Origin of the sequence: Streptomyces sp. NPDC091289, assembly GCF_044757365.1 — a bacterium.
Lineage (GTDB): Bacteria > Actinomycetota > Actinomycetes > Streptomycetales > Streptomycetaceae > Streptomyces.
Genome location: NZ_JBIVUT010000017.1, coordinates 138,790 through 162,104, shown reverse-complemented (window position 1 = coordinate 162,104; position 23,315 = coordinate 138,790). Strand labels below are relative to the sequence as shown.

Here is a 23,315-nt window from a genome sequence, read left to right as displayed (position 1 = left end):
CCGCGTCCGTGAATCGGCCGCATCCGTGAACCGGCCGCGCTCTTGAACAAGCCACGCTCGTGAACCCGGAATAGAGAGCTCCATGACTCAGCTTCTTGTCGCCGCGGGCGGCGGCGGCGATGTGATCGGCACGACTCTGGTGCACCACGCACTCCACGGCGACGAGCCGGCGGTGGTGCTCAGCTACTCGTGGGAGCGGCTGACCGTCGACCCGATCCCCGGTCCGCGTTCCGAGCGGGACTTCACGGGGCTGCGGCCGCTCACCCCGCAAGTGTTCCAGATCACCGGGACCTCGTCCGCCATCGCGCCCGCCGGCTCCACGCTTCCGCGTCTGGCCGCCGAACTCCCGATCACTCTGGGCCTGTTGAATCCCTACGGGGGCGTCCCGCACCTGGCCCGGCAGATCGCCGAAGTAGCCGAGAAGTACGCCGTCGACGAAGTCCACGTGGTCGACGTCGGTGGGGACGTCTTCGCCCGCGGTGACGAGCCGACCCTGCTCAGCCCCCTGCCGGACGCCCTGGTGATCGCCGCCTGCGCCACCGCGGGTGTGCCGGCTCACCTCTTCCTCGCAGGCCCGGGTCTCGACTGCGAGATCCCCGAGCACGACCTGCTGCCTGCCCTGGGCACCGACTTCTTCACCCTCACCGAGCCCGACACCCGCCGGGTGGAGCACCTCTTCGACTGGCACCCCTCGGAGGCCAGCGCCCTGCTGGTCGCCGCTGCCCGTGGGCGACGCGGCGGCTGCCTCGTACGGGACACCGGCAGGCCGGTGGTCCTGAGTGACGCCAGTGCCCGGGTCCACCGGATCGCCCTCGACCGGGTACTGGCCCGCAACCGGCTGGCCCACGCGCTGCACACCCGTGGGGCCGACACCCTCGACGACGCCGAACAGACCGGTCGGGACGTCTGCGGCTTCTCCGAACTGCAACGCGAGCGCGACCGGTCGCTCCGGCTCCGCGATGAGGCTTCCCCCGAAGGTTCGGTGACCGAGGCCCTGGGCGCCCTCGACCCGTGGCTGGAGCAGTTGCGGGCCGCCCACCCCGGGACCCGGTACGCCACCTTCCGCTGCGTGGCCGAGGGGCTCGGCCTCACCGGCGCCGCGGCCCGGTCCCTGCGCACCCGCCTCATACGTCACCGTCCGCACCAGTACGCGGCGCCCCTGTTCGCCCTGTGATTCCCTCCGTCCTCCTCTCCCTTCCTCATCGCCCTCCGCCTTCACAGAACGGTCGCCACACCATGCCCAAACTGCTCCTGCTCGAAGCCATGGGGAACACCGCGGAATACGTCCTCGACGCCGCCCGGGACCTGAAGGTCGAGGTCATCGTCGTCACTCACGAGGACGTCCACGAGGACTGGTACTCCCCGGCGGTCAAACGCAAGATCGAGGAGAACGGGAAGCTCGTCTTCACCGACTTCTCCGACAGCGAAGGCGCCCTGCGGCAGCTCACGGAACTGGCCCGGGCCGAGGACGTCGGCGGCGTGGTCGCCTGCTGGGAGTTCCTCACTCCGCTGGTCGCCCGGCTCACCGCCGACCTCGGGCTGCCCGGCAACGACCCGTCGCGGGCGATCAGTTGCCGTAACAAGCGCATCATGGCGCGCGCCTTCGCCGAGCACGGCGTCCCGGCCCCCACGACCGTCACCCCGCGGACTCTCGAAGAGGCGTACGACTTGGTGGAGGCGGCGGGCCTGTCCTACCCCGTCGTCGTGAAGCCCGCCGAGCAGTCCGGCTCCTGGGGCGTATCGGTCGTCCACAGTGACGAAGAGCTGGCGACGGCCTTCGCGGCGGCCCAGTCCCACCTGTTCCAGATGCCGCACGGCATCCCGCTGGACCCTCATGTGATCGTCCAGGAGTACATCGGCGGTACCGAGTTCAGCATCGAGACGGTGGCGGTGCGCGGCGTGGTGACCCCGCTGTTCCCGTACGACAAGTTCACCACCGGGGGCGCCAGGCGGGCCGAGTTCGGACACACCGTCCCCGCGGAGCTGGACGACGCGTCGGTCGACACCCTGCAGCGGGCCGCGGTGTCGGCCGCGCAGGCCCTCGGCGTCACCGACGGCATCGCCCACATAGAACTCAAACTGCTCGCGGACGGCACCACCCGGGTCATCGAGCTCGGCGCCCGGCTGCCCGGTGACCACATCGTCGCGCTGATGCGGCAGGCGCGGGGCATCGATGAGGCGAGGATCTACGTCCAGGTCGCGCTCGGCCTGGAGCCCTCCCTCACCGCCACCGCGAACACAGCGGCGGGGATCCGCTTCCTGACCCCGTCGCGCGGCGGGGTCCTGCGCTCGGTCAGCGGGATCGGCAACGCGGGCGCGGTGGCCCTGAGCAGGCTCACCGTTCAGCCGGGCGGCTCGGTGCGCGCACCGGGGGACAACGACGCGCGGGTCGGTTACGTGATCCTGCACGCCGACACCGCCGCCGAGGTGAACGCGGCCGCGGCAGAGGTGCTCGCGGACGTCACGGTCGAAGTCGCCTGATGCGCACCGCCGCCCGGATGACGCGGGAGTATCTGCGGGGACTGCCGGCCGGATGCGCGCCGGAACGCTCCTGTGCGGACTCCCCCCTGGCCGGAGACATCTACGGGGACGCCTTCCTGACCCGGCCGGTCTTCCTCGGCCGCGGCGAGAGCCGCGAGCTGGGAGAGCGGGTCAGCCGGCTGTACGACCTGCTCCTGGCCTTGCCCCATCGGCTGCACGGCGGTGATCTGCGCGCGTTCACCGCCGCCCTCGGCTGGTCACCGGAGCAGCTCGACGCCACGCTGCGGGCCGACGGCAGGCCGCGCGAACTGCCCCGCAGCGCCCGCGTCGATCTCTACCGCGACGAGGAGGGCTTCCGCCTCCTCGAGCTCAACGGCGGCAGCCCCCTGGGCGGCTGGGACATCGCGGTGCTCAACCGAACGCTGCTCCAGGAGCCCTACATCGCCTCCTTCGCGCAGGAGCACGGCCTGGGGTTCACCGACGGGACCGAGGTTCTGCTGGACCTGTGGCGGCAGTCCTTCCCCGGCCTCCCCGCGAACCCGGTCGTCGCGCTCGTCGAGTGGCCGGACAGCTACGCCGTGATGGAGCCGCACCTCCGCCGGATGGCCGGGCTGCTCGCCGCACACGGCGTCGATGCCGTGCCCTGCCACCTCGGTCAGGTGGAGTACCGCACCGACGGAGTCCATGTGTCCGGGCGGCCGGTCGATCTCGTACATCGCTGGTTCGTCATCAACGACGTCGTCACCGCCGGGGACGTCGCCCTGCTCGCGCCCCTCTCCCGCGCCGCGGACCGCGGCCTGGTCCACCTGTTCACACCGCTGGAGAACGAGGTGTACGGCAGCAAGGCCGCGCTGGCCCTGCTCAGCGACGAGCGCAACCGGTGTCTGTTCGACCGGGCCGAGCGGGAGGTGATCGACGGTCTGCTCCCCTGGACCAGGCTGGTCCAGGACGGGAAGACAGAGGTCGCCGGGGAGCGGGTGGACCTCCTCCCCTACGCATCGGCACACCGGCACGATCTGGTGCTGAAGGCGAGCAGCTCGCACAGCGGTCTGGACGTGCTGGCGGGGTGGGAGACATCGGCCGACGCCTGGGACGCCGCCGTCCGCGCGGCGGTGGACGGCCCGTCCGTCCTCCAGCGCCGGGTCCGGCCCGTGGCGGAGGAGTTCCCCGTGCCGGGCGGGGGCGCCACCGAGCCCGTGGTGCTCACCTGGGGCGTCTTCCTGGCGGGCCGGGGCTACGGCGGGGCGTATCTGCGCGGCACCGCCGATCTCGACAGCGGGGTGATCAGCTCCGGGAGGGGTGGCCGTCTGGGCACCGTGTTCCTCTGCGACGACGACAACCGGGACCACCCCCGTGAGGAGGTCCCGGACGAGGCCGCGTGACCTTGACCTTCCCCTTGCCCGGTGCCCCTCGCGCCGGAGCGCGCCACGCAGGACACTTGACCCCGACGCTTGATATCCGACGCTTGGTATCTGACGCTCCGGAACCCGAGGTCCGGAGCGCGGCTCTCGGAGGGGGACACATATGCGGGACAGCCATCGGGCGGAAGCCGAGAGGCTGTTGGTGCGCGCCGTGGAGGAGGAGGCGCGGCGCACCGGCGGGCGGACCGATGCCGGTGCGCTGATGTCGCGGGCGCGGGCGGCGCTCGACACCATGGCCGCCGGCGCGGGCGAGGAGTACGCCGCGTACACGCAGGCACTGGACTCGGCGGCGGCGGGAGACCGCCCGCTCGCGGAGCGCTTCAGCAGAGCGACTCTCGGAACGCCCCTGCTGGTGACGGGAGTTGCCGCGGCTGCCGCGTTCGGCGCCGACCTGGCGCTCGGGACGAACACCGGGCTGGCGTTCGGCGCGGGCGCGGTCGTCGCGGTGGCCGGCGCGGCGACGACCGTGGCGAAGGCGACCGCCTCGCACTGGCCCGCCGCCCACCGCCGCGCCGGAGCCGCCGGACAGCCGGGCGGGGCGGAGCAGTTGAGGCTCCAGTGGCTGACCGCCCTGGAGGTACGGGGCATCCGCCCGTATCTGGACCAGCAGCGCATGCTGACGCCCGCCGCCCGCGCCCCGAAGAAGCAGGCCACCCCGGCGGGGCGGCAGTTGCGCGGCGGCGACCGCAGCGCGGCGGCCCGCACCCGGGTGGTGCTGGAGCAGTCGTTCGGCCATCTCCCCAAGGCCGAGGGCCCGTTCAGCGGGCGGCGGGCCGAGCTGGCGCAGATCGCCCAGTGGGTGCACGCGGCCCGCGCCTCCACGCAGACCCGGCCCACCGTCGTCGTTCTGCACGGCGCGCCGGGGTCGGGGCGCACGGCGCTCGCGGTGCGGGCCGCCCATGCGCTCAAGGACCAGTTCCGGGGCGCGTGCGTGGTCGATCTGCGCGGTCAGGTGGCGGGGGAGAGCCCGTTGCGGACCCGGGACGCGCTGCTGCACCTGCTGAACCGGCTGGGCGCGCCGCGCGAGCAGTTGCTGTTCCGGGAGGGCGCTTCGGCGGAGCAGCAGGTGCGGCGGCTCTCCGAGCTGTACCACCAGCACCTCACGGGGACGCCGGTCACCATCGTGCTCGACGACGCGACGGACGCCGGGCAGGTCCGCACCCTGGTGCCGGAGCGCTCGGACAGTCTGGTGATCGTCACCGCCCGGGAGCCGCTGGAGCTGCCCGACGACCTGCCGGCCTGGGTGCACCAGCTGCCGGTCGGGCCGCTGGACGCGGCGGGCGCGGAGGAGCTGCTGCGCGAGGTCGCCGAGGAGGAGGAGACCGGGCCCTACGACTACCCGTCCACGGACGCCGTCGTGGAGCTGTGCGGCGGGCTGCCGCTGGCGCTGCGGGTGGCCGGTTCCGCGCTGGGCGCGCGGAGTCGGCACACGCTGGCGGAGGATCTGGGCGCGTACGGTCCGGTGGACCCGGTCGAGCGGGCCCTGTGGCTGCGCTACACCGACCAGGGCGATCAGGCCCGGCGGCTGCTGCGGCGGCTCGCGCTGGCGGGCCGGGCGAGCCTGGGGGCGGCAGCGGCGGCCTCGCTGCTCGCGGCGGACGAGCAGGAGGCGGAGCGACTGCTGACCGTGCTGGCCCGGGCCGGGCTGCTCACCCGCGTACGGGGATCGCGCTACCGGCTGCACGATCTGGTGCGGGCCTTCGCACTGGCCCGGCTGCTGGACGAGGAGGAGCCGGCCGAGCGGACGGCGGCGCAGGAGCGGCTGCTGACGAACTACGCGGAGCTGGCCGACGCGGTGATCCGGATGGTCGACGGGAAGATGTCGACCCGCGCCGGGCAGTTCGGTTCGCACGGCTTCGGTTCGCTGGACTCGGCGCTGCGCTGGCTGGACGACGAGTCGAGCTTCATCACGGCGGCGCTGCGGCACGCGGAGGGCGTCGACCAGGGCACGGTGCTGCATCTGCTGGGCGCGCTGTGCGACTACTGCCTGCTGCGCGGCGACCTGTACCGCCTGGGCGAGATCAGCGAGCTGACGCAGGCCGTGGACCAGGGGCTGCTGGAGCGGTCGGTGCAGTGGCGTACGGGCATCGCGGCCCGGCAGCTCGGCGAGCTGGACAAGGCCCGCACCACGCTGTCCTCCGTCGTCGGCCTCTACCACGAGGCGCAGAACGACGCGGGCGAGGCGCTGGCCCTGTGTTCGCTCGGCATCACCCTGCACCACCAGGGCAATCTGACCGAGGCGGCGGCCCGGCTCGGTGAGGCGCTGGCCCTGCAGTCCTCCGCGTCGCAGGCCGAGGACCGGGCCTGGACCCTGCACGCGCTGGCCGCCGTGGAGCGCGACCGGGGCGATCTGGTCAGGGCGCTCGCGCTGCTGGACGACGCGCTGCGGCTGCACCGGGAGGGCGAGTCGCTGCACGGCGAGGCGTGGACGCAGTTCCAGCTGGGTCAGGTGCGGCTGCGGACGGGCGAGGTGGCGGCGGCCGAGGAGGCCCTGAGCACGGCCCTGGAGCTGTACGGGCGCACCCGCGACGAGCGCGGCGAGGCCTGGGCGATCACCCAGCTGGCCCGGGCCCGGCTGCTGGACGGCGATCCGGCGGCCGCGCTGGAGCAGTTGCGCGAGGCCCTGGAGCGGCACCGGGACAACGAGGACGCGCGCGGTGAGGCGTGGACCCTGTACTACCTGGGTCAGGCGCTGGAGGAGGACGGGGACACCGATCAGGCGGTGCGTGAGCTGGAGCGGTCCCGCACGATGTTCTCCCGGATGCGGGACGTGTACGGGCTGGCGTGCGCCCGGCACCATTCGGGCCGGGTGACCCGGGACCAGCGGGCCGCGCAGACGGGCAACCTGCGCAATTCGGGGTTCGCCCGGCAGTTGCTGATGGACGCGCGGGCCGATTTCCGGCGGATCAAGGTGCCGTACGGGGAGGCGTGGGCGTGCGTGGAGCTGGCGTTGATCGACGCGGGCAACGGGCGGGCCCCGCAGGCGCTGGAGCTGTGCGGTGAGGCGGCGGAGCTGTTCGCCTCGTACGGGGACGCGCGGGGCGGCGACTGGGCCCGGTTCCTGCGGTGCACGCTGCTGCCGTACGCCTCGCCCGGGGGCAGCGAGGTCGGCACGGTGGTCGCCCAGCAGGAGCTGGCCGAGCTGATCGAGGCCCGGCACCCGGCGCGGGACGGCAAGCTGGAGCAGTCGGCCGCGGCGTTCGCGGTGGCCCTGGAGCGGGGTGTGGACCTGGAGGACGGCTGGCAGGCGTGGCGGCTCGGGCTCACCCCGACCCGTACCGCCGGCCAGATCATGGGCGTGCCGACGGAGCCGGCCCGGCCGTGACGACGGTGACGGTGACGGTGACGGCACAGCCGTGACCGTCACGGGCGCCGGAGACCCGGCGCCCGTGCCCGTACGCCGTGAAGGGCGCGCGGCTACTTCCGGGGAGCGGCCGCCCCGTCGCCGACCGGTTCGGCGGCGGCCGCCGCCGGGTCGGGGGCCTCCTCGAAGTTGACCCTGCCCATGTGGCGGTTCATCGACTTCATCAGCATCCACACGCCGACGGCGAGCGCCGCGAAGACGAGGAAGCCGAGGACGCCGGGGGTCACCTTGTTCTTGTCGAGCTCTTCGGCGGCGAACGGGACGAGGTGCGTCAGTGCCTGGGTCGCGTACATATCAGGCATTGTCGCGGATGCCCGCGAAGAGGTCGCTCTCGGGGAGGGAGGTATCGACCAGAGACTTCGCCAGCTCGTACTCCTCGGTCGGCCAGACCTCGCGCTGGATGTCCATCGGAACCCGGAACCAGCCGCCCTCCGGGTCGATCTGCGTGGCGTGCGCGATGAGCGCCTTGTCGCGGATCTCGTAGAACTCGTCGCAGGGAACGTGCGTGGTCAGCGTGCGCTCCACGCGCTCGAACTCCTTCCAGCGCTCCAGCCACTCGCCGTACGGGGACTCCAGGCCCCGGGCGAGCAGCGCCTCGTGCAGCGCCACGGTGCGCGGCCGGTTGAAGCCCTGGTTGTAGTAGAGCTTCCGGGGCGTCCAGACCGGGCCGAACTCGTCCTCGGGGAAGCGCTCCGCGTCGGCCGCACCGTCGAACGCGATCATCGAGATCGTGTGCGTCATGATGTGGTCGGGGTGCGGGTAGCCGCCGTTCTCGTCGTACGTGGTGATGACCTGCGGCCGGAACGCGCGGATCTTCGCCACCAGGCGCCCCGCGGCGACCTCGGGGTCCTCCAGGGCGAAGCAGCCCTCGGGCAGCGGCGGCAGCGGGTCGCCCTCGGGCAGCCCCGAGTCGACGAAGCCGAGCCACTCCTGCCGGACGCCCAGGATCTCCCGGGCCTCGTCCATCTCCTTCTTGCGTACCTCGTGGATGTTCTTCTCGATGTACGCGTCGCCCTGGAGCTTCGGGTTGAGGATGGAGCCGCGCTCGCCTCCCGTGCAGGTCACGACCAGCACGTCCACCCCCTCGGACACGTACTTGGCCATGGTGGCCGCGCCCTTGCTCGACTCGTCGTCGGGGTGGGCGTGAACGGCCATCAGTCGCAGCTGCTCAGTCAAAGCTCGATCCTCAGTCATTGGTCGCTCTGGTCGTCGAAGAGAGGTGCCGGCCCGCGCGACATCGGTGTGGGGCGCGGTCGGGTGACGGGCGGGCGGCTTCTATAGTGACTGACCGAGGGGCCGGAAAATTCCTCGATGCCCGGTCCGGAGGGAACGATCATGACGGCGGTTCGCGAAGCTGCGCCCGACGGGCGGTACGGCCGGACCGAGGATCAGCATGCGGACCGCAAGCTGAAGATCGTCGGATCGGTCCTGGGCGTCGCCCTGCTCGGCGTGGTCGGCTGGATCGGTTTCGACTACGTGGGCGGCCAGGGCATCAGCGCCGAGATGATCAAGTTCAAGGTCGTCTCCGACACCCGGGCCGACGTCCACCTGGAGGTCCGCAAGGACCGCGAGGGCCACGGCTACTGCGTGGTGCGCGCGCTCAGCGAGGACGGCTCCGAGGTGGGCCGCAAGGAGGTCCGGTTCGACCGGGCCGAGGACCGGATCGACGAGGTCGTGAAGGTGGTCACCCGGTCCAGGGCGACCGCGGTTGAGCCGATGGGCTGCACCGCCGACGACGGTCCGACCGGCTGATCCGGATCGCACCCCATGTGACCTGCGACGATACGGGTCGCGGTAGCCGGTTCGGGCGTGTGACGGTTTACCTTCTCCCCCTTTTCCTACGGAATTGTTAGGCTCGTGGTTTCGCCCACCCGGAGAAGCACATGCTTCTGGGTAGGGCGATGCTTTGTATTCCCAGCACCGACGAGGAGCACCTGTGACCCAGACCAGCGAAAACGTCACCTGGCTCACGCAGGAGGCGTACAACCAGCTGAAGGCCGAGCTGGAGTACCTGTCTGGTCCCGCGCGCACGGAGATCGCCGTCAAGATCGCGGCGGCCCGTGAGGAGGGTGACCTCCGGGAGAACGGCGGGTACCACGCGGCCAAGGAGGAGCAGGGCAAGATGGAGCTGCGGGTGCGCCAGCTGACCCAGCTCCTGGAGCACGCGAAGGTCGGCGAGGCGCCGGCCGACGACGGCGTGGTCGAGCCCGGCATGGTCGTCACCATCGCCTTCGACGGCGACGAGAGCGACACGATGACCTTCCTGCTCGCCTCCCGCGAATACGCCAGCACGGAGATCGAGACGTACTCCCCGCAGTCCCCGCTCGGCATCGGTGTGAACGGCAAGCGGACGGGCGAGGACGCGGACTACGAGCTGCCGAACGGCAAGACCGCCACGGTGAAGATCCTGGCGGCGAAGCCCTACACCGGCTGACCCGGCCCACGACGACGGAACGACGCGGGAGCCCCGGCCTCAGGGAGGCCGGGGCTCCTGTGCGTCGTCGCCCGCCCCCGGGCCGTCCCGGCGGGCGGGGTCAGGAGGGGTCGCCGGTGCGGCCGAGGGTCTTCTCCGGGGTCGCGCCGGGGCGGGTCCACTGCGGGGTGGGGCGGCTGGTCTCGCCCCAGCTCGCGGTCCCGTCCGCGTCGGTGCGCCAGTACCAGCAGACCTGGCCGCCATCGCCCGGATACCCGTCGCGGACGTGGCCGATCACCCGCCGGCCCTCGGGGTTCTCCTCCCACGCCTCGCCGCGGCCGTAGGGCGTGATGTCGAGCAGGCCGAAGGAGCCGTTGGCCGCCTCGATTCCGCGGCCCGTCGTGGAGTAGGTGAGGAACACGCGTCCGCCCTCGCGCAGGAAGCAGAGGAGGTGCCCCATCCGCCCGCCGATCGGCGCGTCCAGGCCGCGCACCGAGTACCAGGGCTGGGTGTAGCCCATGAACGCGGTGTAGGCGGCCACCTCCTCCCAGGACCCCGTGGTCACGACAGCGAACGAGACGCCCCGGGCGTTGAGGTAGACGGCGTCCTTCATGTGCCAGACCGCGTCGGTGCAGCCCTCGCACTGGCCCTGGTGCGGGGCGCCGTCGTACCACATGTGCTGGTAGACGACGAGCTCGTCGCGACCCTGGAAGAGGTCCAGGAACGGGACCGGGCCCTCGGGCCCGACGACCTCGACGGTCCCGTCGATCTCCACCATCGGCAGCCTTCGGCGGGCCGCTGCGATCGCGTCGCCCTGGCGGGTGTGGGCCTTCTCGCGGACCAGGAGCTCGTCCCGGGCGGCCTGCCAGGTGGCCGGGTCGACGACGGGCGGGAGGCCGGGCTGCGGGGTGGGGGCCGGGTCGTCGGGTGCGGTGGTCATGGTGTCCTCCGTGGTGTCTGCTGCGTCCCCCATCTCTCTGGAATGACTCGCACCGCCGCCGGAACTCATCGCTCCGCCCGACGCCGCTGTCAGACGGCGGCCGAGCGGTACTTGCGGACCGCGAGGGTCCGGAAGACCACGATGATCAGCACCGACCAGATGACCGAGGCGAGGATCGGATGCTCCATCGGCCAGGCCCCGGTGACGGACTTCGGCATGTTCGGCATCGTGTTGCCGAACAGCTCACGGGCCCCCGCCACCGTGGCGCTGAAGGGGTTCCACTCGGCGACGTGCTGGAGGAACGTCGGCATGCCGGTGACCGGCACGAAGGCGTTCGAGATGAACGTCAGCGGGAACAGCCAGATCAGCCCGCCGGAGGTCGCCGCCTCCGGGGTGCGCACGGACAGGCCGATCAGGGCCCCGATCCAGGAGAACGCGTAGCCGAGCAGGAGCAGCAGCAGGAAGCCGCAGAGCACCTTGCCGATGTTCTCGTGGGTGCGCCAGCCGACGATCAGCGCGACCCCCGCGAGGACAACGAGCGTGAGCGTGGTCTGTACGAGGTCGGCGAGGGTCCGTCCGGTGAGGACCGCGCCCCGGGCCATCGGCAGCGACCGGAAGCGGTCGATGAGCCCCTTGTGCATGTCATCGGCGATGCCCGCGCCGGCGCCCGCGGTGGCGAAGGTGACGGTCTGGGCGAAGATGCCCGCCATCAGGAACTCCTTGTACAGCTGCGGATCGGTGGAGCCGCCGATGCTGATCGAGCCGCCGAAGACGTAGGTGAACAGCACCACGAACATGATCGGCTGGATCAGTCCGAAGATCACCATCTCGGGGATCCGGGTCATCCGGATCAGATTCCGCTTGGCGACGACGAGGGAGTCCTTCACGGACTGGGTGACGCCCCCGGAGGGACGGGGAACCAGCGCCGGGGCGTTGTCCTTGGCGATCGCGCTCACTGGGCGTCCTCCTTGCTCGGCTCGCTCCGGTCGCCCTGCTCGCTCTGATCTCCCTGATCTCCCTGATCTCCCTGCTCGGAAGCTTCGGCCGCATGGCCGGTGAGGGAGAGGAAGACATCGTCCAGGGTGGGCCGGCGCAGGGCGATGTCGTCGATCTCCACGCCCTGGGCGTCCAGGTCCCGGATGATCTCGGCCAGCAGCTTGGCCCCGCCGCTCACCGGGACGGTCAGCTTGCGGGAGAGCTGGACGACGGCGACCTCTCCCTTGCCGAGGGCGGTCAGCACGGACCGGGCGCGCTCGATCTCGTCGGGGCGGTGCACGACGACCTCGACGCGCTCGCCGCCGGTGCGGGCCTTGAGCTGGTCGGAGCTGCCGCGGGCGATGACCTTGCCGTGGTCGATGACGCAGATGTCATGGGCCAGACGGTCGGCCTCCTCCAGATACTGCGTGGTCAGCAGCAGGGTCGTGCCGCCCGCCACCAGGTCCTCGATCACGTCCCAGAGCTGCTGCCGGTTGCGCGGGTCGAGACCGGTCGTCGGCTCGTCCATGAACATCACGGGCGGCGAGACGACGAGCGCCGCCGCGAGGTCGAGGCGCCGGCGCATACCGCCGGAGTACGTCTTGGCGGTGCGGTCGGCGGCGTCGCCGAGGTTGAACCGGTCCAGCAGGACGCCCGCGCGGGCCTTCGCGTCCCGGGCGCTCAGCTGGTAGAGCTGCCCGACCATCTGGAGGTTCTCGCGGCCGGTCAGATACTCGTCGACCGCGGCGAACTGCCCGGAGAGCCCGATCGAGCGGCGTACCTCGTTGGGCTTCTTCAGTACGTCGATCCCGGCCACGAAGGCCGTTCCGCTGTCCGGGCGCAGCAGCGTGGTCAGCACCCGTACGGCGGTGGTCTTGCCCGCGCCGTTGGGCCCGAGCAGTCCGAGGACGGTGCCCTCGGGGACGTCGAGATCGACGCCGTCGAGGGCTCGTACGTCGCCGAAGGTCTTCACCAGACCCTCGGCGTGGATCGCACCTGGCATAGCGGAACTCCCCCGTCATCGCGGCTGACCGCACCCGTACGTGGCCTCTTCGCGATCCTAGGATTCGCCGGGCTCCACCGCGCGGCGAATACCGAGATCCGGCCAATCGGCGCGAAGCGGGCGGTCAGCCCATCACCCGGTAGCCCGCCGCGCGCAGCGCCGCCTCGACCTCCGCGCAGTGCTGCGGGCCCTTCGTCTCCAGATGCAGGTCGACCTCCGCCTCCGTCAGCCCCAGGCGCGGGTCGGTCCGCACATGGCTGATGTCGAGGACGTTGGCGTCGGCCACGGTCAGTGCGGCCAGCAGGGCGGCCAGCGCCCCCGGCCGGTCGGTGAGCCGCAGCCGCAGGCTCAGATAGCGGCCCGCCGCGGACATCCCGTGCCGCAGGATGCGCTGCATCAGCAGCGGGTCGACGTTGCCGCCGGACAGCACGGCCACCACCGGTCCCCGGAACGCCTTCGGGTCGCTGAGCAGCGCGGCCACCGGGCTGGCCCCGGCCGGCTCGACGACCAGCTTGGCCCGCTCCAGGCAGAGCAGCAGCGCACTGGACAGCTCGTCCTCGGTGACCGTACGGACCTCGTCGACCAGCTCCTCCACCAGCGCAAACGGTACGTCGCCGGGGCGGCCCACCTTGATGCCGTCGGCCATCGTGACCGGGGAGTCGAGCGAGACCGGATGCCCGGCGGCCAGGGAGGGCGGGTAGCAGGCGGCGCCCTCGGCCTGGACGCCGACGATCCGGACGTCGGGGCGCAGGGCCTTCACCGCGACGGCGACGCCCGCCGCGAAACCGCCGCCGCCGATGCCGAGGACGATCGTGCGGACCTCCGGGCACTGCTCCAGGATCTCCAGCCCGACGGTGCCCTGGCCCGCGATGATGTCGGGGTGGTCGAAGGGGTGGATGAAGACCGCGCCGGTCTCCTCCGCGTACTCCTGCGCGGCGGCGAGGGTCTCGTCGACGACCTGGCCGTGCAGCCGCACCTCCGCCCCGTACTCCCGGGTCGCGGCGACCTTGGGCAGCGGCGCCCCGACGGGCATGAAGACCGTGGAGCGTACGCCGAGGAGCGAGGAGGCGAGCGCGACGCCCTGGGCGTGGTTCCCGGCGCTGGCGGCGACGACCCCGGCCGCCCGCTCCACCGGGGTGAGGCCGGAGATCCGGACGTAGGCGCCGCGCAGTTTGAAGGAGCCGGTGCGCTGGAGGTTCTCGCACTTGAGGTGGACCGGGGCGCCGACCAGTTCGGTCAGATGGCGGCTGCCCTCCAGTGCGGTCACCCGCGCCACCCCGGACAGCATTTTCTGCGCGCCCCGGACGTCGTCGAGGATCAGGGCCGGGTGGGGGGCGGTCGCGCGGAAGCTCATGTCCGCAAGTCTTGCAGCTCGAAGAGCACGCGGCAGACTTGTCTCATGGCGGCCTGCGGTGATGTCCGCAGGTTTGTGCGGCACTGGTACGCGTTGCCCCGGGGCCGCGTACTCTGTCCCCCACCCATCCGACACCGCACTGAAGAGAGCCCCCGGCCATGCCCCCTCAGGACATGACGACTGCTGCGTCTCCTTCCGGGGGCGCCGCCCCCGAACACCCGGGCCCCGACCGCCTGCTGGACTCGCTCCAGCACCAGGTGGCGGTCTTCGCCCGCCGTGCCGAGCAGACCCGCCTCGGCGGTGTCGGCCAGGTCCGCAACTCGATGGACCGGGCGGCCTATCTGCTGCTGAACAGGCTGGACCGGGAAGGTCCGATGGGCGTCAAGGCGCTGGCGGCCGGGATGGGTATCGACTCCTCGACGGTGACCCGGCAGGTCGCGCCGCTCGTCGACACCGGTCTGGTCAAGCGCACCTCGCATCCGGAGGACGGCCGGGCCGTGGTGCTCCAGCTCTCGCCGCGCGGCCAGGCCCGCCTCGACGAGGTCCGCGCCTCGCGGCGCGAGCTGATGTCCCAGGTGACGGACGGCTGGTCGGAGGAGGAGCGGGACGTCTTCTGCACCCTGCTCACCCGTTTCAACGGATCGCTGGCCGCCCGCCAGGCCGCGTACCAGCCGCCGCAGTCCGACTGACCGCGGCTCCTCCCCCTACCGGGCGCGTCCGGGCTCTTGACCGGGGCGGTGCGCCGGGGCTCGTATGTGGTCCATGGCTGAGCGGGCGACCCGACGGGACCGGCTCCGCGCCCTGGAGTTCGAGGACTTCGTGGCGGGCGCGGGCGGCCGCCTGCTGCACACGGCGACGCTGCTCACCGGCGAACCGTCGCAGCCGCCGGGCGCGTACGGGCGGGCCGAGCGGCTGCTGCACGCGGCGCTCTCCCGTACGTACGCCGACTGGGACCGGCTGCACGGCGGCGACCCCTACGACCGGGCCCGGCGGGAGCTGGCCCTCCGGTTCGCCCGGGAGGCCCGGCGCCATCAGCGGCCGCGCGGCGGTCTGCTGGACCGGCTGACGCCCATCGAGCGGCTCGTTCTCGTCCTGCGGATGTACGAGGAGGTCGGCGAGGAGCAGACGGCGGCGCTGCTCGGGCTGCCGGCCGACCGGATCCGCGCGGTGTGCGCCCGCGCGGTGGCGACGCTGCGGGCGGGCAGGCCCCGGCGCGGGGCAGCAGGGGTGACGCCGTGAGTGCCGACCACCGCCGGGATCCGCGTGAGGAGCAGGTCCGCCGGATGCTGGACGGCCCGCACCCGGTCCTGCCGCCGGATCTGGTCGCGCGGGCGGTCCGGCACGGCGGACGGCGTATGCGGCTGCGACGGGCGGCGGGCCGGACGGCGGCCTGGCTGCTGGGCGTGGCGCTCGCCGTGTTCCTCGTCTGGGTCGGCGTCGAGCAACCGTGGGCGACCGAGCCCGCCCAGGTCACTCCGCCGCTGGAGGGCTGGTGAGCCGGGGCCGCCCAGGAGCGGCCCCGGCCCCTGGGATCAGCCCAGCGCCTGGGTGAGGTCGGCGAGCAGGTCGTCGCCGTTCTCGATGCCGACGGAGATCCGGACCAGGTCGGCCGGGACCTCCAGCAGGGAGCCCGCGACGGAGGCGTGCGTCATCCGCCCCGGGTGCTCGATCAGCGACTCCACGCCGCCGAGGGACTCGCCGAGCGTGAAGAGCTTCGCCCGGTTGCAGACCTCGACCGCCGCCTCCTCGCCGGCCGCGACGCGGAAGGACACCATGCCGCCGAAGGCCTTCATCTGCTTGGCGGCGACCTCGTGGCCCGGGTGCTCGGGCAGGCCCGGGTAGAGGACCTGGGAGACCTTGGGGTGCCGGGTCAGCAGGTCGGCGACCTTGGTGGCGTTCTCGGTGTGCCGGTCCATGCGGACGGCCAGCGTCTTGATGCCGCGCAGCACGAGCCAGGCGTCGAAGGGTCCGGCGACCGCGCCCATGGCGTTCTGGTGGAACGCCAGTTCCTCGGCGAGCTCCGGGTCGCTGACGACGAGCGCGCCGCCGACGACGTCGGAGTGGCCGCCCATGTACTTGGTGGTGGAGTGCACGACGACGTCCGCGCCGAGCGCGAGGGGCTGCTGGAGGTAGGGCGAGGCGAAGGTGTTGTCGACGACGAGGCGGGCCCCGGCCTGCCGGGCGACCTGGGCCACGGCGGCGATGTCGGTGATGCCGAGCAGCGGGTTGGACGGGGTCTCCACCCAGACCGCCTTGGTGCGCGGGGTGATCGCGGCCCGTACGGACGCCACGTCCGAGGTGTCGGCCACGGAGAACTCCACGCCCCACCGCGCGGCCACCTTCGCGAACAGCCGGAACGTGCCGCCGTAGGCGTCGTTCGGGATGACCACGTGGTCGCCGGGGGTCAGCAGCGTACGCAGGAGGCAGTCCTCGGCGGCGAGGCCGGAGGCGAAGGCGAGACCGCGGCGGCCGCCTTCGAGCGCCGCGAGGTTCTCCTCCAGCGCGGTGCGGGTCGGGTTGGCGCTGCGGCTGTACTCGTAGCCGCCGCGCAGTCCGCCCACGCCGTCCTGCTTGTACGTGGACACCTGGTAGATCGGCGGAACCACCGCGCCGGTGAGGGGGTCGGCGGTGTTCCCCGCGTGGATGGCGAGGGTTTCGAAGCTGTGCTGGTCGCTCATGAGGCCGAGCGTAGTTCGTGAAGAGGGCCCTTACCGGCCACTCGCCGCTCCGGGGACAATGGAGCCATGGAGATTCTGTTGTTCCTGCTCGCGATGTGCATGCTCGCGGCGATCGTCGGCCCCTGGGTCATGCGCCGCCGGGGCGGTATCCGCCAGGTCGCCCCCGGTTCGCCGGACGCCGCCGACCCGGACACCTACGGTTTCGCCCGCCAGGAGGAGCTGGACGTCCGGATGCCGGGCCCCGACCAGGACCTCCTGGACGTGCTCGACGTCGTCCAGGCCACCCAGGACTGGCGGGCGGCCGCCCAGCTGCTGGCCGGGACGCCCAAGGAGGGCGAGGTGCGCTGGCAGCGGATCCAGGCCTTCGCGGGCGCGGCCTCGCTGGAGCTGGCGCAGCGGCCCGGGGTGGGCGGCGCGTGGCTGCGGACCTGGCGCGCGGAGTCCCCGAAGGACGCGGGCGGCGCGGCGGTGCACGCGGAGTTCCTGGTCCAGCAGGCGTGGCGGTCCTCGGCCGCGGGCAGCGACGACTTCCGGATCATCCTGGAGGAGGCCCGTACGGTCTGCGGCGAGGCGGCCCTGCTCGCGCCGGGCGACCCCGTCCCGTACATCGTGGAGCTGGCGGTGGCCCGGGGCCTGAACTACACGCCCGAGCAGTTCGACCAGCTCTGGGTGAAGATCATCGACCGGGCCCCGGCGCACTTCGGCGCGCACATCGCGGCGCTGCACTTCCACTGCGAGAAGTGGCACGGCTCGCGCAAGGACGCCGACGCGTTCGCCACGGCCGCCGCCGCCCGCGCCCCGCAGGGTTCGCTGCTCGCGGCGCTGCCGCTGTTCGCGGTGTACGAGCACCTGCCCGAGGTCAACCTCGTCCAGGGCTTCTACCGCGGCCAGGTGGTGACCAAGGCGGTCGAGGGCGCGATGTTCGCGGTGCACGCGGCGCGTCCGGACGACCCGATGCTGGCCCACGTACGCCACCTCCTGGTGCTGTTCCTGGTCCACATGGAGCGCTGGTCGGAGGCGATGCACCAGCTGGTCCGGATCGACGGTCACGTGGGCGCGCTGCCGTGGACGGCGGGCCCGGACCCGGCGGCGCAGTACACGGTCTACCGGGCGCTGGCGGTCGCGGGGTACGAGGCGAACGGCGGCAACCCGGCGACGCTGCCGCACTGATCTCCGTACGGCTTCACGGCTTCACGGCTTCACGACTTCACGGCTTCACGGCTTCACGACTTCACGGCTTCACGACTTGGCGCGGGCGGGGGCGGGGGCCCGGCCCACCGCGACGGTCACCAGCGCGCCCGTCACGAGGGCCGCGCCGGTGACCGTGACGGCCGTGATCCCGATGCCGTCCGCCACCAGACCGCCGGCCAGCGCCCCGAGCGCGATGGCCCCGTTGAACACCCCGACGAACAGCGAGGAGGCGGCCTCGCGGGCGTCGGGGGCGGCGAGCAGCACCCAGGTCTGTGTGGACACCGAGACACCGCCGTAGCCGAGGCCCCAGACGGCCATCAGTACGGCCGCGAGGGCGGGGGAACCGCCCAGCCACGGCAGAGCGGCCACGGTGGCCGCCAGGACCGCGCCGATCACCAGCAGCGTCCTGCGCGGCGAGCGGGCCGCTCCGGCCCCGGCGAGGAAGTTCCCGGCCACGCCGGCGATCCCGTACACCAGGAGCAGGACGCCGATCGTGCCCGCGCCGACGCCGGAGACGTCCTCCAGGACCGGCCGGATGTACGTGTACGCGGCGAAGTGCCCGGTGACGAGGAAGCCGACGACGAGGAGCCCCGTACGCAGCCGGGGGTCCCGGGTCAGCCGCAGCACACCGCCGAGCGGAACCGTGCGCTCCGCGGGCAGCCGGGGCAGCAGGAGCGCCACCGCGACCAGCACCACGGCTCCGAGCCCGGCGGCCGCGAGGAACGCGGCGCGCCAGCCCGCGAGAGCGCCCAGGTACGTACCGGCGGGGACGCCCAGGACGGACGCCACGGCGATGCCGCTGAAGACCAGGGAGGTGGCGGCGCCGGCGGACTTCGCCGGGACCAGGCGCACCGCGAGCCCGGCCGCGACGGCCCAGACGCCGCCCATGCCGATGCCGACCAGGACGCGGGCGGCGACCATGGTCCCGAAGCCGGGCGCCCAGGCCGCCCCGAGATTGCCGACGACCAGCACGGCGACCAGCGCGCACAGGGCCGTACGCCGGTCGGCACGGCCCAGCAGCGGGACGAGGGCCGGGGCCGAGAGCGCGGCGACGAGGCCGGTGATGGTCAGCGTCAGACCGGCCACGCCCTCCGGGACGCCGAGCGAGCGGCCCATCGGGGTGAGCAGCCCGACGGGCAGCATCTCGGAGGTGACCACGGTGAATGTGCCGAGCGCGAGGGCGGCCACGCCCCACCAGCCGTTGCGCGAGGGCGCCGGGCGGGCGGCCCGGGCGCCTGAGGATTCCTGAACCTGCGTCATGCCCCCAGCCAAGCGAGGCCGGTGGCCGGGAACAACGGCCGAACTCTCATCCTTCTATGAGCTGGACCAATGGATCCGGCCGGTGACGCGGAGGAGGGGGAGGAGACGGGTGAGCAATCCGGAGATCCGGGAACTGGAGGCCTTCCTCGCGCTGGCCCAGGAGCTCCACTTCGGCCGGGCCGGGGAGCGCCTCTACCTCTCGCAGAGCCGGATCAGCCAGCTGCTGCGGGCGCTGGAGAGCAGGATCGGCGGGCGGCTGGTCGACCGCACGAGCCGCCGGGTCCGGCTCACCCCGCTCGGCGAACAGCTCCAGGCCGGGCTGCGGCCCGCCTTCGATGCGATCATCGCGACGATCGACGAGGTCCGGGACGTGGCACGCGGCGTCGGCGGGCTGTTCCGCGTCGGCTTCCAGGGGACGGCGAACGACCCGTTCATGCGGGCGGTCGTGGCCTTCCGGGACGGACATCCCGACTGCGCCGCCGAGATCGTGGAGATCCCGCTCGCCGACCCGTTCGGCGCGGTGCACCGCGGGGAGGTGGACGCGGCGGTGGTGCTGATGCCGGTGCGGGACGAGGAGTTGGTGCTCGGCCCGGTCTTCTCCGCCCGGCCGCTGACCCTCGCCGTCTCCGACCGGCACCCGTACGCGCGCCGCCCCGGCATCGACGCCGAGGACCTGGCGGGCTGCGCGCTCATCGGCGTCCACGGGGCGGCCCCGGACTACTGGCGGCTGGCCCAGGCCCCGGCCGTCACCCCCGGCGGCCGTACGATCCCGGCCGGGCCCGCGGTGAGCAGCCTCCAGGAGGGCCTCGCCCTGGTGCGGGCGGACCGGGGCGCGATGCTGCTGTGCGACCCGACGGCCGACTACTACGGCAGCCACGCGGTGGTGTTCGTCCCGGTGACCGGCCTGCCGGAGTCCTCGCTGGCGCTGGTGTGGCACCGGAACCACGAGACGGCCCGGACGCGGGGCTTCGCACGGGCCCTGGCGGACGTCGCCGGGGCCACAGGATGAGCGCCGGGGCCCGGAATCCCGGCGGCCGCTCCCTTGTTGTACGTACCGAACACCGACCCCCGGAGGAGCCCCCGCATGTTCCTGAACCACCGCACCCCCGAGCTCCCCACCCCGGAGCAGGCCCTGCGCGGCCGCCCCGTCCCCGAATTCACCGTCCCCTCCCGCCACACGGTCCTCGGCAACCCCCTGGTGGGCCCGTATCCGGAGGGCCTGGAGGTGGCGGACTTCGCGCTGGGCTGTTTCTGGGGCGCGGAGCGGAAGTTCTGGCAGACCGAGGGCGTCTGGACGACGCTCGTCGGCTACCAGGGCGGCTACACGGAGAACCCGACGTACGAAGAGGCCTGCTCGGGTCTGACCGGCCACACGGAGGCGGTACGGGTCGTCTTCGACCCGGCCATCGTGTCGTACGAGGAGCTGCTGAAGCTCTTCTGGGAGTCGCACAACCCGACCCAGGGCTTCCGCCAGGGCAACGACGTGGGCACCCAGTACCGCTCCGCGATCTACACCCACTCCCCCGCGCAGGCAGCGGCCGCCGACGCGTCCCGTGAGGCGTACCAGAAGGTCCTGACGGCCTCGGGCCACAAGGAGATCACCACGGAGATCCTCCCGGCCGAGGGCCGCCCGTTCTGGCCGGCGGAGGCGTACCACCAGCAGTATCTGGACAAGAACCCGGGCGGCTACTGCGGCATCGGCGGTACGGGAGTCTCCTGCCCGATCGGTGTGGCTCCGGTCGACGGCAGGTGAGTGCCGAGCCCACCCCCGAGCTGTCGGCGGAGTTGTGGCGGGAACGACGGCCATCGGGCCCGCCCATCGCCCACACCTTCCGGAGTACGTACGCGGACCGCTGGGTGCGCTTCCACAGCCTGCCCGGCTCGAAGCGCTACCCGGAGTCCGAGGACGAGTACGCGGTCGTACTGGACCGGTACAACACGGTCCTGGACGCACTGTTCGCGGGCACGGACCTGTTCGTGGTCACGATGGACTGGTCGTACACGCCGACCGGGCCCGCCGGGTACCCGGAACCTCGCGAATCGCTCCACCCGGGCGGTACGCGCTGGTGGACGGAGCCGGATGTGGAGGACCCTGATCCCGCGTTCCACTCCCACACCCGGCTGTACGCCGACCTGCGTCCGTGGAAGCGCGGCTGTGTCGACGATCTGCTGCGCGCCGTCGCGGACGACACTCTGGGCGACGTGTTCTTCACCGATACGGAACTGCGGCGCATCCACCACCCGTACGAGGGGGGCGCCGACATCGTCCTGACGACACCCGAGGAGCGCGACAGATTCCGCGAGCTCCACTCCGGGTGGCTCCCCGGCCATCCGGCGGGCCTCTGATCAGCCGGGGTCGAGCACGTACACGCGCAGGCAGCGGAGGCAGAGGCGCGCCGGACGAGGGGCCGTTCTGATTCCGGCCCGCTTCTCCGTCAGCCGGCCCGCTTCTGCGTCAGCCGGTCAGCATCGCCGGAAGCAGCCGCCGCAGCAGCCGTACGAACAGGGCGTCCCGGTCGGCGGGGCCGGCCGCGGGCGGTGCGCCCGCCGCGGTGAGGGCGGCGAGCAGGTGCGGGTGGTGGCCCTCGGCGGCGACCGTGGCCAGGTGGGCCGCCCGGGCGGGCACGGAGCCGTCGGCCGTGGCGAGGGCCTCCCGGCGGGCGAAGAGGGTGGCCAGGGCGCCGAGGAGGCCGATGGCCTCCAGCTTCTGCCCCGCGGTGCCGGGTGCGGAGGCCAGGATTCCGAGCGCGTGGTCGAGGTAGTCGATCGCGTGCGGGCCCAGCACCTCGCCGCGCCGGTCGTTCAGATCGGCCAGCCACGGGTGCCGGACGTGTGCGGCTTTGGACTGGAGGGCCAGGCCGACGAGGTCGTCCAGCCAGTCGCCGCCGGAGGCACCAGTGGCCCCGGAGGCCCCGGAGGCCCCAGTGGCCCCCGAGAGGTCCAACTCGCCCGCGACCGCGTCCGCCATGAGGTCCAGCAGCTCGTCCCGGCTGCCCACGTAGCGGTAGAGCGAGGCTGGCCCCGTGCCCAGCCGCTGCGCCAGCGCGCGCATCGACACGGCCGCCAGGCCCTCCGCGTCGGCGAGGGCGAGGGCGGCCGTCGTGATCTGGGTGCGGCTGCGCTCGGGTGCGGGTCCGCGCGCGCCCCGCTCGGGGCGTGACCAGACGGTCGTCGGCCGGGTCTCGCGGTCGGCCACGGTCCGCCACCTTCCCTTCCCTCGGGTCCCCGTCCGGGGTCCGGAACTGGCTGTAGTCTAATACCGCGAACGTCGTTCGCAGTAGTCTCACCACCGGAGGAGCCCGCCATGACCTGGACCGAACGCCGCTTCGCCCGCAACGGTGCGGTCGAGCTCGCCCACGACCGGCTCCAGGAGGGCGCGGACGGCGAACCGCTGCTCCTGGTGATGGGCCTTGCGGTCTCCCGGCACTGGTGGCCCGGGGAGCTGTGCGCGGCCTTCGCCGACGCCGGGTTCGCCGTCGCCCGCTACGACCAGCGGGACGCGGGCGAGTCCACCCGGCTGCCGAAGCCCGCCGCCCGGAGCAACCCCTTCGCGGCGCTGGCCGCCGGCCGTGGCGCGGCCTACACCGCCGAGGACATGGCCGACGACGCGGTCGCCGTCCTGGACGCGCTCGGCTGGGAGTCGGCGCACCTCTTCGGCCACTCGCTGGGCGGGGTCGTCGCCCAGCGCGTCGCCCTGCGCCACCCGGACCGGGTGCGCACGCTCACCTCGTCCGCCGCGCTGCCCAGCGATGTCGGCGGGCTGAGGGCCTTCCGTCATCTGCGGCTCGGCACACTCGCGAAGTTCGCCCGTATCAAGCCCGCCCGGGACCGGGAGGAGCGGATCGCGACGGGGCTCGCGGTGGCGCGGCTCTGCGCGTCGCCCGGCTACCCGTTCGACGAGGCGGAGGCCCTGGAGCGGATCACCGCCGACGTGGACACCGGCATCGCCGACCCGGACGCCCAGTCCCGCCAGATCGGCGCACCCTGGAACGGCCCGGACCTGGCCGAACTGCGCCTCCCCGCGCTGGTGTTGCACGGCACGGACGACCCGCTGCTCAAGCCCTCCGCGGGCCGGGCCACCGCCGCCGCGATCCGGGACGCCCGGCTCGTCCTCCAGCCGGGCGTCGGCCACGACATCCCGCGTGAGCGGCACACCGCCGTCGCCGCCGAGGTGCGGGCCCTCGCGGACCGGGCCGCCCGGGCCGACGGCCGCGCGTAACGCCCCTCCGCCCGTC

The 23,315-nt window shown here is 72.9% G+C and carries 23 protein-coding genes; 14 read left to right on the top strand and 9 right to left on the bottom strand.

Features of this window, described 5'->3' with window-relative positions; genetic code table 11:
* Positions 1-82: 82 nt before the first annotated feature.
* The 4 genes from ACIQPT_RS23550 (at position 83) to ACIQPT_RS23535 (ending at position 7,227) form a co-directional block, all read left to right on the top strand.
* Positions 83-1,174 carry a DUF1152 domain-containing protein gene (locus tag ACIQPT_RS23550; RefSeq protein ID WP_401158114.1) on the top strand — a complete coding sequence of 364 codons (1,092 nt, stop codon included), beginning with the start codon at positions 83-85 and terminating at the stop codon, positions 1,172-1,174.
* Positions 1,175-1,236: 62 nt separating this feature from the next.
* Positions 1,237-2,481 (top strand): ATP-grasp domain-containing protein, encoded by a 1,245-nt coding sequence (locus tag ACIQPT_RS23545; protein WP_401158113.1) that lies wholly within the window; start codon positions 1,237-1,239, stop codon positions 2,479-2,481.
* Entirely contained in the window at positions 2,481-3,863 is a 1,383-nt protein-coding gene (locus ACIQPT_RS23540) for a hypothetical protein (protein ID WP_401158111.1), read from the top strand. The genes ACIQPT_RS23545 and ACIQPT_RS23540 overlap by 1 nt, the downstream gene beginning before the upstream one ends.
* 142 nt (positions 3,864-4,005) lie before the next feature.
* Positions 4,006-7,227, top strand: a complete 3,222-nt coding sequence (locus tag ACIQPT_RS23535) for a tetratricopeptide repeat protein (protein ID WP_401158110.1) — start codon at positions 4,006-4,008, stop codon at positions 7,225-7,227.
* A gap of 92 nt (positions 7,228-7,319) precedes the next feature.
* Here ACIQPT_RS23535 and ACIQPT_RS23530 read toward each other — a convergent pair whose 3' ends face one another.
* Positions 7,320-7,559, bottom strand: a complete 240-nt coding sequence (locus ACIQPT_RS23530; RefSeq protein WP_401158108.1) for a hypothetical protein — start codon at positions 7,557-7,559, stop codon at positions 7,320-7,322.
* A gap of 1 nt (position 7,560) precedes the next feature.
* Positions 7,561-8,442, bottom strand: coding sequence for a mycothiol conjugate amidase Mca (gene mca / locus ACIQPT_RS23525; RefSeq protein ID WP_401158107.1), 882 nt, complete (start codon positions 8,440-8,442; stop codon positions 7,561-7,563).
* Positions 8,443-8,601: 159 nt separating this feature from the next.
* Between mca and ACIQPT_RS23520 the strand changes: the two genes are divergently transcribed.
* Positions 8,602-9,018 carry a DUF4307 domain-containing protein gene (locus tag ACIQPT_RS23520; protein WP_401158105.1) on the top strand — a complete coding sequence of 139 codons (417 nt, stop codon included), beginning with the start codon at positions 8,602-8,604 and terminating at the stop codon, positions 9,016-9,018.
* Positions 9,019-9,202: 184 nt separating this feature from the next.
* Positions 9,203-9,700 (top strand): transcription elongation factor GreA, encoded by a 498-nt coding sequence (gene greA / locus ACIQPT_RS23515; protein ID WP_401158103.1) that lies wholly within the window; start codon positions 9,203-9,205, stop codon positions 9,698-9,700.
* Between the two features lie 100 nt (positions 9,701-9,800).
* Here greA and ACIQPT_RS23510 read toward each other — a convergent pair whose 3' ends face one another.
* From ACIQPT_RS23510 to ilvA, 4 genes are all read right to left on the bottom strand, one after another.
* Positions 9,801-10,619 carry a DUF899 domain-containing protein gene (locus tag ACIQPT_RS23510; RefSeq protein ID WP_401158101.1) on the bottom strand — a complete coding sequence of 273 codons (819 nt, stop codon included), beginning with the start codon at positions 10,617-10,619 and terminating at the stop codon, positions 9,801-9,803.
* Positions 10,620-10,708: 89 nt separating this feature from the next.
* Positions 10,709-11,575, bottom strand: a complete 867-nt coding sequence (locus ACIQPT_RS23505) for an ABC transporter permease (RefSeq protein ID WP_401158099.1) — start codon at positions 11,573-11,575, stop codon at positions 10,709-10,711.
* Positions 11,572-12,597 carry an ATP-binding cassette domain-containing protein gene (locus tag ACIQPT_RS23500; RefSeq protein ID WP_401158097.1) on the bottom strand — a complete coding sequence of 342 codons (1,026 nt, stop codon included), beginning with the start codon at positions 12,595-12,597 and terminating at the stop codon, positions 11,572-11,574. The genes ACIQPT_RS23505 and ACIQPT_RS23500 overlap by 4 nt, the downstream gene beginning before the upstream one ends.
* 124 nt (positions 12,598-12,721) lie before the next feature.
* Entirely contained in the window at positions 12,722-13,951 is a 1,230-nt protein-coding gene (gene ilvA, locus ACIQPT_RS23495; protein ID WP_401158096.1) for a threonine ammonia-lyase, read from the bottom strand.
* 158 nt (positions 13,952-14,109) lie between these two features.
* Here ilvA and ACIQPT_RS23490 point away from each other — a divergent pair, with 158 nt between their 5' ends.
* The 3 genes from ACIQPT_RS23490 to ACIQPT_RS23480 all read left to right on the top strand — a co-directional run bounded on the left by ACIQPT_RS23490 (position 14,110) and on the right by ACIQPT_RS23480 (position 15,447).
* Complete coding sequence (locus ACIQPT_RS23490) at positions 14,110-14,640, top strand: MarR family winged helix-turn-helix transcriptional regulator (protein ID WP_401158094.1); 531 nt, start codon at positions 14,110-14,112, stop codon at positions 14,638-14,640.
* A gap of 73 nt (positions 14,641-14,713) precedes the next feature.
* Positions 14,714-15,190: a sigma factor-like helix-turn-helix DNA-binding protein gene (locus tag ACIQPT_RS23485; protein ID WP_401158092.1), complete on the top strand. Its 477-nt coding sequence runs from the start codon at positions 14,714-14,716 to the stop codon at positions 15,188-15,190.
* Positions 15,191-15,234: 44 nt separating this feature from the next.
* Positions 15,235-15,447: a hypothetical protein gene (locus ACIQPT_RS23480; RefSeq protein WP_401158225.1), complete on the top strand. Its 213-nt coding sequence runs from the start codon at positions 15,235-15,237 to the stop codon at positions 15,445-15,447.
* Between the two features lie 36 nt (positions 15,448-15,483).
* Here ACIQPT_RS23480 and ACIQPT_RS23475 read toward each other — a convergent pair whose 3' ends face one another.
* A complete protein-coding gene (locus ACIQPT_RS23475; RefSeq protein ID WP_401158091.1) occupies positions 15,484-16,629 on the bottom strand; it encodes a cystathionine gamma-synthase in 1,146 nt (381 codons plus the stop codon).
* 66 nt (positions 16,630-16,695) lie between these two features.
* Here ACIQPT_RS23475 and ACIQPT_RS23470 point away from each other — a divergent pair, with 66 nt between their 5' ends.
* On the top strand, positions 16,696-17,799 hold the full coding sequence (locus ACIQPT_RS23470; RefSeq protein ID WP_401158089.1) for a hypothetical protein: 1,104 nt from the start codon (positions 16,696-16,698) through the stop codon (positions 17,797-17,799).
* A 69-nt stretch (positions 17,800-17,868) separates the two neighbouring features.
* On the opposite strand, the gene ACIQPT_RS23465 is transcribed toward ACIQPT_RS23470, so the two are convergent.
* Positions 17,869-19,080, bottom strand: coding sequence for an MFS transporter (locus ACIQPT_RS23465; protein WP_401158088.1), 1,212 nt, complete (start codon positions 19,078-19,080; stop codon positions 17,869-17,871).
* A 109-nt stretch (positions 19,081-19,189) separates the two neighbouring features.
* Between ACIQPT_RS23465 and ACIQPT_RS23460 the strand changes: the two genes are divergently transcribed.
* The 3 genes from ACIQPT_RS23460 (at position 19,190) to ACIQPT_RS23450 (ending at position 21,426) form a co-directional block, all read left to right on the top strand.
* Positions 19,190-20,089 (top strand): LysR family transcriptional regulator, encoded by a 900-nt coding sequence (locus tag ACIQPT_RS23460; RefSeq protein WP_401158086.1) that lies wholly within the window; start codon positions 19,190-19,192, stop codon positions 20,087-20,089.
* 75 nt (positions 20,090-20,164) lie between these two features.
* Positions 20,165-20,833: a peptide-methionine (S)-S-oxide reductase MsrA gene (msrA, locus tag ACIQPT_RS23455; RefSeq protein WP_401158084.1), complete on the top strand. Its 669-nt coding sequence runs from the start codon at positions 20,165-20,167 to the stop codon at positions 20,831-20,833.
* Positions 20,830-21,426, top strand: coding sequence for a hypothetical protein (locus ACIQPT_RS23450; protein ID WP_401158082.1), 597 nt, complete (start codon positions 20,830-20,832; stop codon positions 21,424-21,426). The genes msrA and ACIQPT_RS23450 overlap by 4 nt, the downstream gene beginning before the upstream one ends.
* A 109-nt stretch (positions 21,427-21,535) precedes the next feature.
* On the opposite strand, the gene ACIQPT_RS23445 is transcribed toward ACIQPT_RS23450, so the two are convergent.
* The gene (locus ACIQPT_RS23445; RefSeq protein ID WP_401158080.1) at positions 21,536-22,276 is read right to left on the bottom strand and encodes a TetR family transcriptional regulator; all 741 of its coding nucleotides are present in this window, start codon (positions 22,274-22,276) and stop codon (positions 21,536-21,538) included.
* A 108-nt stretch (positions 22,277-22,384) separates the two neighbouring features.
* Here ACIQPT_RS23445 and ACIQPT_RS23440 point away from each other — a divergent pair, with 108 nt between their 5' ends.
* Positions 22,385-23,299, top strand: coding sequence for an alpha/beta fold hydrolase (locus ACIQPT_RS23440; RefSeq protein ID WP_401158078.1), 915 nt, complete (start codon positions 22,385-22,387; stop codon positions 23,297-23,299).
* The last annotated feature ends 16 nt before the right edge of the window (positions 23,300-23,315 follow it).